This window comes from Kitasatospora sp. NPDC101155, assembly GCF_044768305.1.
In the GTDB taxonomy this organism is placed as follows: domain Bacteria; phylum Actinomycetota; class Actinomycetes; order Streptomycetales; family Streptomycetaceae; genus Kitasatospora.
The window spans coordinates 488,696-500,931 of sequence record NZ_JBIWPN010000001.1 but is presented as its reverse complement, the minus strand read 5'-3'; the positions used below and the strand labels follow the sequence as shown (position 1 = coordinate 500,931).

Sequence of the window (12,236 nt, the reverse complement as noted above, 5' to 3'; positions counted from 1 at the left end):
CCGGGCAGCGGCTCGATCAGCCCCAGCCTCACCAGGCGCCGGCCCGATCAGTACAGCCCGTTCAGCTCCCCGAAGCCGAGCGCCCCGTCGAGCTCCGTCAGCGTCCCGGCGCCGAGCAGCTCGACGGCGGCGCGGCGGGCCGCCGTGTACGCGAGCTGGGCGAGGCCGGTGCCGACGCTGATTCGCCGCACCCCCGTGGCGGCGAGTTCGGCGACGGTCGGCCCGCCCGCGACGGCCATCGCGTTCACCGGCAGCGGGGTGCGCTTGCACAGCTCGGCGAGGGCATCGAGGTCCAGCAGCCCGGGGACGAACAGGCCGTCCGCGCCCGCCTCGGCGTAGGCCTCGGCCCGGACCAGCACGTCGTCCAGCCCGCCCAGCCCGAACAGGAACACGTCGGTGCGGGCGTTGACCAGCAGCTCGGGCAGTCCGGCGGCGGCCGCCGCCGTGCGGGCGGCGCGCAGCCGTTCGGCCTGCTCGGCCACCGGGAACAGCGGCCCGCCGACGGCCGTCGAGTCCTCCAGGTTGACCCCGGCCGCGCCCACGGCGACCAGCTCGGTCACGGTGGCGGCCACATCGGCGGGCAGCGGCCCGTACCCGCCCTCGGCGTCGACGGTGACCGGCAGGTCCACCGCCGCGACGACCCGCCGGGCCGCCTCGACCGCCGTCGCCCGGTCCATCCGCTGGCCGTCGCCGCGCCCGAGCGACCAGGAGACGCCGCCGCTGGTGGTGGCGATCGCCCGGGCGCCGGCCGAGGCGATCACCGCCGCGCTGCCGGCGTCCCAGGCGTTGGGCAGGACGAGCACGCCCTCCTCGACGAGCCCGCGCAGTCGCAGCGCCCGCTCGCGGGCCTCGGCGGTGGTGGACGTGCGCCCGGTGGTGCTGGACATGGGTGTACCGGCTTTCGTACGGATCGGTGGGGACGCAGGCATCCTGCGCCCGGAGCCGGGCGGGCCACCAGTGTTTAAGCTGGGGCCGAATCTTCCGAAGGGGGCCGCGGATGCGGACGGAACTCCAGTTCTCCGCACAGGACTTGGCGCTGACCCGGTTCGCCGTCAGCCCGATGCAGGAGGTGGTGACCAGCCTGCGCGCCCTCGCGCACTCCCCCGCCCCCGCGCTGCACCGCCGCTGGGCCGGGCAGGTGCGCGAGCGGCTCGCCGACGCCGGGCTGGACCGCGGCCGGCTGGCCGCGATGGTCCCGCCCGACGGCCACCTGCCCGACTTCCTCAACCCCACCCCGGCGGGCTTCTCCCCCACGCTCGCCGAGGAACTGGCCGCGGTCACCGCGACCGGCGCCGGACAGGTCCGGGCCGACCTCGACATCGTGGCCGCCGAGGCGGACGGCCGGCTGCCGGCCGCCCTGGAGCCGCTGTACCGCGACCCGGCGGCCCAGCTGCCCCGGCTGGCCGCCGAGATCGAGGCGTACTGGGAGCTGGCGCTCGCCCCGTACTGGGCCCGGATCCGCGCGCTGCTCGCGGCGGACGTCTTCCACCGCTCCCGGCAGGCCGCCGAGCACGGCACCGCCCGGATGCTGGACGAGCTGCACGGGACGGTCCGCTGGGACGGCACCGCGCTGCGGCTGGAGCGCCGGCACTGCGCGGTCACCCGGCTGAACGCGGGGGCCGGACTGCTGCTCCTGCCCTCGACCTTCGCCTGGCCCCGGGTGCTCACCCGGGTGCTGCCGCCGGACCCACCTCAGCTGATCTACCCGGCGCGCGGCACGGCGACCCTGTGGGAGGACCGCCCGGGCACCGCCGCGCGCACCGACGCGCTGGCAGCCGTGCTCGGCCGTTCCCGGGCCCGGCTGCTGGCCGAGCTGGACTCCCCCGCCTCGACCAGCGAGCTGGCCCGCCGCACCGGGCTGTCCCCGGCCGCCGTCTCCCAGCACCTCACCGCCCTGCGTACGGCCGGCCTGACCAGCGCGCACCGGGCCGGGCACACCGTCCTCTCCGCCCGTACGGCGGTGGGCGACTCCCTGTTCGATCCGGACGGCCAGGCGTTCGACAGACCGACGGTCGCCGGGCGCCCCGCCCGATGACCCGCCGGTACGAATGGCCCCGCACCGCACCCCCGGACACACCCCCTCCTCATATGATCGGAGCGACATGCGCCATGCTTGGTGATGCAGAACACTGAACGGAACTTGCGCCGGACGGCCCACTCGCCGCACGGCCGAGAAGGAGGAAGCACGTGGACGACGTTCTGCGGCGCGCCGCACTCTTCGCGGCACTCGACGACGAACAGGCCGGCGAGCTGCGCGCTTCCATGACCGAGGTCACCCTCGCCCGTGGGGAGTCGCTGTTCCACGAGGGCGACCCGGGCGACCGGCTGTACGTCGTCGCCGAGGGCAAGATCAAGCTGCACCGTGCCTCGCCGGACGGCCGCGAGAACATGCTCGCCGTGCTCGGCCCCAGCGAGATGATCGGCGAGCTGTCGCTGTTCGACCCGGGGCCGCGCACCGCCACCGCCAGCGCGCTGACCGAGGTCAAGCTGCTGGGCCTGGGCCACGGCGACCTGCAGCCCTGGCTGCACGCCCGCCCCGAGGTCTCCATCGCGCTGCTGCGGGCCATCGCCCGCCGACTGCGCCGGACCAACGACGTGATGTCCGACCTGGTCTTCTCCGACGTGCCCGGCCGCGTCGCCAAGGCCCTGCTGGACCTGTCCCGCCGCTTCGGCGTGCAGTCCGAGGAGGGCATCCACGTCGCCCACGACCTCACCCAGGAGGAGCTGGCCCAGCTGGTCGGCGCCTCCCGCGAGACGGTCAACAAGGCGCTCGCCGACTTCGCCGGCCGCGGCTGGCTGAAGCTGGAGGCGCGCGCGGTGGTCCTGCTGGACGTCGAGCGGCTGTCGCGCCGCTCGCGCTGACACCGTACGAACGCTGAAGGGCCGGTCCGGGCGGACCGGCCCTTCGCCGTTCGCGGGTCAGCCCTGGTCGGGGATGAGCCCGTGCTCCTCCAGGTACTCCAGCTGGGCCCGCACCGAGAGCTCGGCGGCCGGCCAGAGCGCCCGGTCCACGTCCGCGTAGACCCGGGCGACCACGTCGACCGCCGTCCGGCAGCCCGCCTCGACCGCGGTCTCCACCTGGGCGAGCCGGGTGGCCCGGTGGGCCAGGTAGTAGTCGACGGCGCCGAGCGCATCCGCGAGCACCGGGCCGTGGCCGGGCAGCACGGTCCGCACACCGTGGTGGGAGGCCATCGTGTGCAGATGGCGCAGCGAGTCCAGGTAGTCGCCGAGCCGGCCGTCGGGGTGGGCGACCATCGTGGTGCCGCGGCCGAGCACGGTGTCGCCGGTGAGGATCGCGCCGTCGTCCGGCAGGTGGAAGGTCAGCGAGTCCGAGGTGTGGCCGGGGGTGGCGACCACCCGCAGATCGAGGCCGCCGACGTCCAGGCGTTGACCTCCCACCAGGCCCTCGGAGCCCAGCCGGTGCGCCGGGTCCAGGGCCCGCACCTCGCTGCCGGTCAGCTCGGCGAAGCGGACCGCGCCCTCGGAGTGGTCGGCGTGGCCGTGGGTGAGCAGGGTGAGCGCGATCCGCTGGCCCCGCTCCTCGGCGAGCTCGACCACCCGGCGCAGGTGGCCCTCGTGCAGCGGGCCCGGGTCGATCACCACCGCGAGGTCCGAACCGGGCTCGGAGAGCAGCCAGGTGTTGGTGCCGTCCAGCGTCATCGGCGACGGGTTCGGCGCCAGCACGCACAGCGCCCGAGGGGTGGCCTCGCCGCCGATCGCGGCGGCGGGGTCACCCGGCAGGAGTCCGCTCATGCGCACCTCTCAACAGTTCGCTCACTCCGCTCGCTCACCGGCCGCCCTCGCCGTCGCGATGCAGGACCCGCAGCGGCAGGGCCCGGACGAGGGCGCGCTGGGCGACCTCGACGAACGGGACCTGGCTGTCGCAGCCGGTGGAACGGGGGATCAGTCGGCGGGCGGGCAGCTCGGGGGCCGTCCGGCGAGCCACGTCGTTGTGGTTCATCGGGTGTCGGTCCTTTCTGGTCGGCATCTCTCGGTGCGGTCGGGAGTCCTCCGGTGAGGGCTCCTCGGCCGAGGGCTCCTCGGGTGAGGGCTCCTCGGCTCAGGAATCCTCGGGGAACTCCCCGTCGATGGTCAGTTCGTCATACCCGGGCCAGCGGACCGTCATCCGGTCGCCCCGGACCTCGGCCCGGCCCAGCACCGGCTCCAGCACCCGGTCGGCGGCCGCGGTCACCGCGTCGGCGGCGGTCCGGACCGGCGACAGCTCGCGCAGCACCGTCACGGTCGGCGGCAGCATGCCGAACCGGCCGTCCTGGTGGCCCTTGACCGCCTCGGCCGGCGTCAACCAGGTGACCCGGTCGGCCTCGCCAACCTCCAGGGCCGCGCGCTGGCCGGGTGGCAGGGCGGCGACGAAGAACCAGGTGTCGTAGCGCCGCTCCTCGAACTCCGGGGTGATCCAGCGGGCCCAGCCGCCCAGCAGGTCGCTGCGCAGCACCAGGCCGTGGTCACGGAGGAACTCGGCGAAGGACAGCTCGTGCGCCTCCAGCGCGGCCCGCTCGGCGGACCAGTCGCGCGGCTCGGCGACGCTGTCGGCGTCCGGGCCGGCCAGCAGCACGCCGGCCTCCTCGAAGGTCTCGCGCACCGCCGCGCAGACCACCGCCCGCGCCGTCCGGGTGTCCACCCCGAGCCGGTGCGCCCACTCCTCGGGCGTCGGCCCCGCCCAGCCCGTCTCGACCTCGGCGTCCCGCGGGTCCACGCCGCCGCCCGGGTAGGCGTACATCCCGGCCGCGAAGGCCATCGAGGTGCGGCGGCGCAGCAGGTAGGCCTCCGGCCCGGCGGCGGAGTCGCGCAGCAGCACGACCGTCGCGGCGGGCCTGGGCACCGGCGGGGTCAGTTCGCCGGAGTCGACCGCCCGGATCCGGGCGGGCCAGCCGGGCGGCATCGGGAGCGTCGTTGCTCGATGGTCCATGCCCGGATGCTAAGCGCACGAAGGCGGGGTTGGACAGGCCCGACCCCGCCTTCGCGATCACACTCAGCTGGTCTTGACGCGTACCTGGAGCTCGACCTCGACCGGGGCGTCCAGCGGCAGCACCGCGACGCCGACCGCGCTGCGGGCGTGCACACCGGCGTTGCCCAGCACCTGGCCGAGCAGCTCGCTGGCGCCGTTGACCACGGCAGGCTGGCCGGTGAAGTCGGGGGCGGAGGCGACGAAGCCGACGACCTTCACGACCCGCTCGATCCGGTCCAGGTCGCCGATCACCGACTTGACAGCGGCCAGGGCGTTCAGCGCGCAGATCTGCGCGAGCTCCTTGGCCTCCTCCGGGGACACCTCGGCGCCGACCTTGCCGGTGCTCGGCAGCTTGCCGCCGACGACCGGCAGCTGGCCGGAGGTGAACACGAACTCGCCCGACAGCAGGGCCGGCACGTACGCGGCGACCGGAGCGGCCACCGGCGGCAGGGTCAGACCCAGCTCGGCGAGCTTCTCCTCGACCTTGCTCATGCGTTCTTCTCCCGCTTGAAGTAGGCCACCAGCTGCTCCGGGTTGGGGCCGGGCACGACCTGGACGAGCTCCCAGCCGTCCTCGCCGAAGTTGTCCAGGATCTGCTTCGTGGCGTGCACGAGCAGGGGCGCCGTCATGTATTCCCACTTGGTCATGGCCAGACTCTAGACGAGCCGCCCCGGCGATCGCCGCCGCACCGGGCCCGTCTCGTGGGCCGGGTCGGATCAGGTCGCGGCGTTGGGGTGCGTGCATCGCACGGCGGAGGAGGCGGGCACCTCCCGGCCGAAGGCCGGAGGCGGAGCCACTTCGGTGGGGGCACCTCCCCGCCGAAGGCTGGGGGAGCACCGCGAGCCCGGGCAGGCCCGCGAGACAGGCCCGGTCGGGCGGCGTGTGAGGTGGGGCACAAAGGGGGCATGATTCGGTCCCGGCACCCCAGGTGCTCCGGGCATCGGGCGCGCTCCCTGGTTACTCTCGCGAGAGGGCACCCTCGTGAGGGGCGCCTCTGTCGGTAGGGGCACCCTCGTCTCAGGGGCGTCCTCGGCGGAGGGGACGCCCGTAGGACGGAGACGGACGGAGACGGAGCGTGGCACGCACCCCCGGCCAGGCGGCCCGGCGCGACCCCGACTGGGAAGGTGTCCGGCTGCACGTGGTCAGCGGCAAGGGCGGCACCGGGAAGACCACGCTGGCCGCCGCGCTGGCGCTGGCGCTGGCCGCCGACGGCGGGCGGGTGCTGCTGATCGAGGTCGAGGGACGACAGAGCATCGCCGAGCAGTTCGGCATCGCCGCCCTGCCGTACGAGGAGCGCCGGATCGCCTCGGTCGCCCGCCCCCAGCTCGGGCTGCCCGCCGGGGAGGGCGCGCCCGGCGAGGTCTTCGCGCTGGCCATCGACACCGAGCAGGCGCTGCTCGAGTACCTGGAGATGTTCTACAAGCTCGGCCGGGCCGGAAAGGCGCTGCAGAAGGTCGGCTTCGTCGACTTCGCCACCACCATCGCCCCCGGCGTGCGGGACGTGCTGCTCACCGGCAAGGCCTGCGAGGCGGCCCGCCGCAAGGGCCCGGACGGTCGGCGCCGGTACGACGCGGTGGTCATGGACGCCCCGCCGACCGGGCGGATCACCCGGTTCCTGAACGTCAACTCCGAGGTCGCCGGGCTGGCCCGGATCGGCCCGATACACACCCAGGCGCAGGCCGTGATGCGGGTGCTGAAGTCGCCGGAGACCGCGGTGCACCTGGTCACCCTGCTGGAGGAGATGCCGGTGCAGGAGACCGTCGACGGCATCGCGGAGCTGCGCGAGGCGAAGCTCCCGGTGGGCGGGGTGATGGTCAACATGGTCCGGCCGCCGGTGCTGGACGCGGCGGCGGTGGCCGCGGTGGACGGGGACCACCGCGAAGAGGTGGCGCTGGCCCTCGGCGAGGCCGGGCTGGGCGGCCGCTCCCGCAAGCCGGAGACCGTCCGGGCCGCGGTGGAGCCGCTGCTCGACCCGCTGTTGGAGCAGGCCAGGGAGCACGCCGAGCGGGTCGAGCTGGAGCGTGAGCAGCGCGCCGACCTGCAGCAGCTGCGGCTCCCGACGTACGAACTCCCGCTGCTCGGCGAGGGCGTGGACCTCGGCGGGCTGTACCGGCTGGCGGGCGAACTGAAGCGGCAGGGGGCGGCATGAGCGAGCGAAGCGAGCGGACCATCAAGCGGTGCGGCATGTGCGGCATGTGCGAAGCGCCTGCCGAGCGTAGCGAGGCAGGCGCATGAGCAACGGGGTACGGAGCACCGGAAGGCGGCTCGCGGTGGACGAGCTGATCGACGACCCGAAGACGAGGATCATCGTCTGCTGCGGCTCCGGCGGCGTCGGCAAGACCACCACCGCCGCGGCGATCGGCCTGCGGGCCGCCGAGCGCGGCCGCAAGGTCGTGGTGCTGACCATCGACCCGGCCCGGCGGCTGGCCCAGTCGATGGGCCTGAGCGAGCTCGACAACACCCCGCGGGTGGTCAAGGGCGTCACCGCGATGGAGGGGGCGCCGCTCTGCGGGTCGGACGAGGGTGGTGGCGGGCGGCGGGCGGGAGAACTCCAGGCCATGATGCTCGACATGAAGCGGACCTTCGACGAGGTCGTGCTGGCCCACGCCGAACCCGAACGGGCCCGGGCGATCATGGAGAACCCCTTCTACCAGTCCCTGTCGGCCGGCTTCGCGGGCACGCAGGAGTACATGGCGATGGAGAAGCTCGGGCAGCTGCGCGCCGCCGAGGAGTGGGACCTGATCGTCGTGGACACCCCGCCCTCCCGCTCGGCGCTGGACTTCCTGGACGCGCCCAACCGGCTCGGGTCCTTCCTGGACGGCCGGGTGATCCGGATCCTGACCGCGCCGGCCAAGGTCGGCGGCCGCAGCGCGATGAGGTTCCTCAACGCCGGAATGGGCCTGCTCACCGGGACCCTGGGCAAGATCTTCGGCGCCCAGCTGCTCACCGACGTACAGACCTTCGTCAGCGCGATGGACTCGATGTTCGGCGGCTTCCGCGAGCGCGCCGACCGCACCTACCAGCTGCTCAAGGCGCCGGGCACGGCGTTCCTGGTGGTGGCCGCGCCGGAGCGGGACGCGCTGCGCGAGGCGGCGTACTTCGTGGACCGGCTCGCCGCGGACCGGATGCCGCTGGCCGGGCTGGTACTCAACCGGGTGCACAGCACGGGGGCGCCGCAGCTCACCGCGGAGCGGGCGCTGGCGGCCGCCGAGGCCCTGGAGGAGAACGGCTCGGAGCACTCCTCGCCCGACGCGGAACTGCTCGCGGCCGGGTTGCTGCGGCTGCACGCCGAGCGGATGCAGATCATGGGGCGGGAGCGCCGCACCCGCGACCGCTTCGTGTCGGTGTACCCGGACGTGCCGATCGTGGAGGTGCCGGCGCTGCCGGGTGACGTGCACGACCTGGACGGACTGCGGGCCATCGGGGACCGGCTGAGCGGCGCGGCGTAGTCACCCCGGGGGGGGTGCCCGGCGCGGTCCGACCCGACTGCCGCCGGGCTCAGCCCGCCTGGGCGTAGTCCGTCAGTATCACGCCGGTCGCGAGGGACTCCTCGTACTCGGTGCGGGCCGTCTCCAGCAGCTTCCGCCACGAGATGACCGTCGGACGACGGCGCAGCAGCGCCCGCCGCTCGCGCTCCGTCATCCCGCCCCACACACCGAACTCCACCCGGTTGTCCAGCGCGTCCGCGAGGCATTCCGTACGGACGGGGCAACCGCTGCACACCGCCTTCGCGCGGTTCTGTGCCGCCCCCTGGACGAACAGTTCGTCCGGATCACTCGTGCGGCAGGCGGCCTGCGCACTCCAGTCGTCAACCCAGCCCATCCCGGCGCCGTCCTCTCCCGTATTCGAGGCTCCCCCACGGCGGCAACGGCATATTCACCGTTGCCAGTTGAGGACGTTACGGAAGAACGACAGCTTGCAACAGCCCCTTCGGGCTCAATCTCGAATGACCCGATTGGACTATGGGTATCGGTCAGCTCACTCGTTGGAGTGACCACAGGTCGCAAGCCTTGCCAAGTTCAATGCCCGCACTCTCGCCACAGGCGTCGTCACGGAGCGCCACCATTCACTGGAACACGGCAGGCCCCAGACGCCTCAAAATCCGGACGAGAACGGGTAATTCGGGCAAGTCTCCCCACTCACAAGAGTGAATGGTGCTGACGCACCGAAGCTGTCGCAAGCTTGTGACAAGCCTAGGCGAACACCTGCCCCTATGGGTGGGATTCGGGGACGTAGGGTTCTCCTCATGGCACCGAAGCGCCCACAGGCACCCCAGCCCCCAGGCAACACCGGAGCTCCGCGCCGCAAGCGCAGCGGATCACCGTTGGACCACGTCGGCAACGGCGTGAAGTTCCTGGGCGTCAGCGTGCTCTCCGGAGTCCTGTTGGCAGGCCTCGCCCTGCCCGCCGTCGGCGCCATCGGGCTGACCGCCAAGGACACGGCGGAGAGCTTCCAGAACATCCCTGACGACTTCAAGACCCCGCCGCTGACCCAGGCGACGCAGATCTTCGACGCCAAGGGCGGCCTGATCGCCAAGGTGTACGAGCGCGACCGCACCGTCCTCACCGCCGACCAGATGTCGCCGTTCATGCGGCATGCCCAGGTCGACATCGAGGACGCCCGGTTCTACGAGCACGGCGCCGTCGACCTCAAGGGCGTCCTGCGCGCGGTCGGCAAGAACGCGGAGAGCGGCACCGCCGCCCAGGGCGCCTCCACGCTGACCCAGCAGTACGTGAAGAACGTCAACGTGGAGAAGGCCGGCGACGACCAGGCGGCCGTCCTGGAGGCCCAGCGCAAGACCCTGGGCCGCAAGATCCAGGAGCTCAAGGTCGCGATCAAGCTGGAGGAGGACCTGACCAAGGATCAGATCCTCACCAACTACCTCAACATCACCTTCTACGGCCACCAGGCCTACGGGGTCGAGGCCGCGTCCCAGCGCTACTTCAGCAAGAGCAACAAGGACCTGACCATCGCCGAGGCCGCCACCCTCGCCGGCCTGGTCCAGAACCCGTCGCAGTACGACCCGGTGCGCTACCCCGACAACGCGGTCAAGCGCCGCAACGTCGTCATCGACAAGATGGTGGAGAACAAGCACATCACCGCCGACCAGGCGAAGGAGGCGAAGGCCGCCCCGCTGGGCCTGAAGTACAAGGACCCGCAGAACGGCTGCATCACCGCCCAGGCCGGCATGGGCTTCTTCTGCGACTACGTGCGCCATGTGGTCAAGCAGGACCCGGCCTTCGGCAAGAACGCCGACGACCGCAAGAAGCTCTGGGACACCGGCGGTCTCAACATCTACACCACGCTGGACCCGGACAAGCAGGCCGCCGCCCAGAACGCCGTCACCAAGAACGTCAACGTGACCGACCCGGTGTCGGCCGCGGCGACCATGATGGAGCCCGGCACCGGCAAGATCCTGGCGATGGCCCAGACCCGCCCGTACGGCCTGGACCCGAACAAGAACCAGACCGTCGTCAACCTCAACGTCGACGCGGCGATGGGCGGCGGCAACGGCTTCCAGACCGGTTCGACCTTCAAGCCGATCCTCGCCGCGGCGGCGCTGGAGTCGGGTATGTCGAACACCCAGGCGTTCCCCTCCCAGAACAAGATCGAGTACCCGCAGATGACCACCTGCTCGGGTACCTGGAAGAACACCGACAAGCCCAAGGCCACGGTGAAGAACGAGCAGGACAGCGAGGTCGGCCCGTACCAGCTCAAGGAGGCCATGGCCCGCTCGGTCAACACCTACTTCGTCCAGATGGAGCAGCAGGTCGGCCTCTGCGCGATGAAGCAGATGGCGAACAAGCTGGGCATCACCCAGTCCGCCAAGGGCGACCAGTTCCAGGAGGTGCCCTCGATGGTCCTGGGCACCTTGGAGCTCTCCCCGCTGACCATGGCGAACGTCTACGCGACCTTCGCCGCCCGCGGCAAGTACTGCACCCCGATCGCGATCAACAAGATCACCACGGTGGACGGCAAGGACATCAAGGTCCCGCAGTCCCAGTGCACCCAGGCGTTCTCCGAGCAGACCGCGGACTCGCTCAACACCGTCCTGCTCAACGTGACCGAGAAGGGCACCGCGGCCGCCCTCGGTCTGGACGACGGCCGCAAGATCGCCGGTAAGACCGGTACCACCGACGAGAAGAGGGCCGCCTGGTTCGACGGCTACACCCCGTCGCTGGCCACCGCGGTCTGGCTCGGCGGCCCCGCCGGCGGCGTCAAGATGAAGAACATCAACATCGGCGGCAAGCACTTCGACGACGTGTTCGGCGCCACCGGCCCCGGCCCGATCTGGCAGATGGCGATGAACCAGGCGCTCAAGGGCACCCCGCTGGAGCCGATCCAGACCACCGACATCCCGGACCCCCAGCCGGCCGCGCCCCCGGCGAACGCCACCCCGCCGGCCGACCCCAACGCCCAGCCGCAGCCGCAGCAGCCGCAGCCGCCGGCCGGCAACCCGCCGCCTCCGGCCAACCCGAACCCCGGTGGGGTGATAGGAGGAGGGTTCAACCTCCCGCCCGGCCTCATCGGCGGCGGCAACGGGAACGGGAACGGCGGCAAGCACGGCGGCGGCAACGGCTGACGGGCCGTCCGCGTGACCGCGCGGTGACGTGACCGCACAACGGTGAAGGGGCGCCCTCCGGTAATCCGGGGGGCGCCCCTTCGGCGTGTGTTCCGGGGCCGTTACGGCCGGCTCGTTCCGGGGCCCGCTACGGCTCAGGCCAGGGCAGCCTTCACGGCGGCGGCGACCCGGCCGCCCTCGGCGAGGCCGTCGACCTTCGGCTTGACCAGCTTCATCACGGCACCCATCGCCTGCGGGCCGCTCGCCCCGCTCTCGGCCACGGCGGCGGCCACGATCGCGGCCAGCTCCTCGTCGGAGAGCTGCTTGGGCAGGTACCCGGCCAGCACCTCGCCCTCGGCACGCTCGCGCTCGGCCTGCTCGGCCCGATCACCCTTGTCGAAGGCCTCGGCCGCCTCCCGGCGCTTCTTCGCCTCGCGGGTGATCACCTTCAGCACCTCGGCATCGGACAGCTCGCGCTTCTCCTTGCCCGCCACCTCCTCGGCGGTGACGGCGGCCAGCGTGAGCCGGATGGTGGACGAGCGCAGCTCGTCCCGGTTCCTGATGGCAGCCGTGAGGTCCTCCTGCAGCTGCTCCTTGAGCGTGGTCATGGGCACGAGTCTCCCACCTGCGGCGTTCGGTCGCTTGCCATTAACCGGGCCCGACGTCGGGCCGGGGGCGGATCGACGCCGGGCCGGTTCCCGTCCGGAG

13 protein-coding genes are annotated in these 12,236 nt (G+C 72.6%); 5 read left to right on the top strand and 8 right to left on the bottom strand.

Annotation, left to right across the window (positions count from 1 at the left end; all coding sequences use genetic code 11):
* Nucleotides 1-47: 47 nt before the first annotated feature.
* Nucleotides 48-887, bottom strand: coding sequence for an isocitrate lyase/phosphoenolpyruvate mutase family protein (locus ACIRYZ_RS02450; protein WP_402938440.1), 840 nt, complete (start codon nucleotides 885-887; stop codon nucleotides 48-50).
* Between the two features lie 110 nt (nucleotides 888-997).
* On the opposite strand from ACIRYZ_RS02450, the gene ACIRYZ_RS02445 reads away from it, so the two are divergent.
* Together ACIRYZ_RS02445 and ACIRYZ_RS02440 are read left to right on the top strand one after the other, a co-directional pair.
* Complete coding sequence (locus ACIRYZ_RS02445) at nucleotides 998-2,035, top strand: winged helix-turn-helix domain-containing protein (protein ID WP_402938437.1); 1,038 nt, start codon at nucleotides 998-1,000, stop codon at nucleotides 2,033-2,035.
* 152 nt (nucleotides 2,036-2,187) lie between these two features.
* Complete coding sequence (locus ACIRYZ_RS02440; RefSeq protein ID WP_380608697.1) at nucleotides 2,188-2,862, top strand: Crp/Fnr family transcriptional regulator; 675 nt, start codon at nucleotides 2,188-2,190, stop codon at nucleotides 2,860-2,862.
* 57 nt (nucleotides 2,863-2,919) lie between these two features.
* Here the strand turns inward: ACIRYZ_RS02440 and ACIRYZ_RS02435 are convergent, their stop codons facing one another.
* The 5 genes from ACIRYZ_RS02435 to ACIRYZ_RS02415 form a co-directional block, all read right to left on the bottom strand.
* A complete protein-coding gene (locus tag ACIRYZ_RS02435) occupies nucleotides 2,920-3,753 on the bottom strand; it encodes an MBL fold metallo-hydrolase (protein ID WP_393039436.1) in 834 nt (277 codons plus the stop codon).
* A gap of 34 nt (nucleotides 3,754-3,787) precedes the next feature.
* Nucleotides 3,788-3,961, bottom strand: a complete 174-nt coding sequence (locus tag ACIRYZ_RS02430) for a hypothetical protein (RefSeq protein ID WP_380608699.1) — start codon at nucleotides 3,959-3,961, stop codon at nucleotides 3,788-3,790.
* 99 nt (nucleotides 3,962-4,060) lie between these two features.
* Nucleotides 4,061-4,927 carry an NUDIX hydrolase gene (locus ACIRYZ_RS02425; RefSeq protein WP_402938433.1) on the bottom strand — a complete coding sequence of 289 codons (867 nt, stop codon included), beginning with the start codon at nucleotides 4,925-4,927 and terminating at the stop codon, nucleotides 4,061-4,063.
* Between the two features lie 63 nt (nucleotides 4,928-4,990).
* On the bottom strand, nucleotides 4,991-5,458 hold the full coding sequence (locus tag ACIRYZ_RS02420) for a RidA family protein (RefSeq protein ID WP_393039427.1): 468 nt from the start codon (nucleotides 5,456-5,458) through the stop codon (nucleotides 4,991-4,993).
* A complete protein-coding gene (locus ACIRYZ_RS02415) occupies nucleotides 5,455-5,613 on the bottom strand; it encodes a DUF4177 domain-containing protein (protein ID WP_094743074.1) in 159 nt (52 codons plus the stop codon). The genes ACIRYZ_RS02420 and ACIRYZ_RS02415 overlap by 4 nt, the downstream gene beginning before the upstream one ends.
* Before the next feature lie 428 nt (nucleotides 5,614-6,041).
* Here ACIRYZ_RS02415 and ACIRYZ_RS02410 point away from each other — a divergent pair, with 428 nt between their 5' ends.
* Both ACIRYZ_RS02410 and ACIRYZ_RS02405 read left to right on the top strand, forming a co-directional pair.
* A complete protein-coding gene (locus ACIRYZ_RS02410) occupies nucleotides 6,042-7,115 on the top strand; it encodes an ArsA-related P-loop ATPase (RefSeq protein WP_393039424.1) in 1,074 nt (357 codons plus the stop codon).
* Between the two features lie 82 nt (nucleotides 7,116-7,197).
* A complete protein-coding gene (locus tag ACIRYZ_RS02405) occupies nucleotides 7,198-8,415 on the top strand; it encodes an ArsA family ATPase (RefSeq protein WP_393039422.1) in 1,218 nt (405 codons plus the stop codon).
* Between the two features lie 49 nt (nucleotides 8,416-8,464).
* On the opposite strand, the gene ACIRYZ_RS02400 is transcribed toward ACIRYZ_RS02405, so the two are convergent.
* Complete coding sequence (locus ACIRYZ_RS02400) at nucleotides 8,465-8,788, bottom strand: WhiB family transcriptional regulator (RefSeq protein ID WP_195911063.1); 324 nt, start codon at nucleotides 8,786-8,788, stop codon at nucleotides 8,465-8,467.
* A 424-nt stretch (nucleotides 8,789-9,212) separates the two neighbouring features.
* Here ACIRYZ_RS02400 and ACIRYZ_RS02395 point away from each other — a divergent pair, with 424 nt between their 5' ends.
* Nucleotides 9,213-11,549, top strand: coding sequence for a transglycosylase domain-containing protein (locus ACIRYZ_RS02395; RefSeq protein WP_402938428.1), 2,337 nt, complete (start codon nucleotides 9,213-9,215; stop codon nucleotides 11,547-11,549).
* Nucleotides 11,550-11,683: 134 nt separating this feature from the next.
* Here ACIRYZ_RS02395 and ACIRYZ_RS02390 read toward each other — a convergent pair whose 3' ends face one another.
* The gene (locus tag ACIRYZ_RS02390; protein WP_393039416.1) at nucleotides 11,684-12,136 is read right to left on the bottom strand and encodes a GatB/YqeY domain-containing protein; all 453 of its coding nucleotides are present in this window, start codon (nucleotides 12,134-12,136) and stop codon (nucleotides 11,684-11,686) included.
* Nucleotides 12,137-12,236 lie beyond the last annotated feature (100 nt).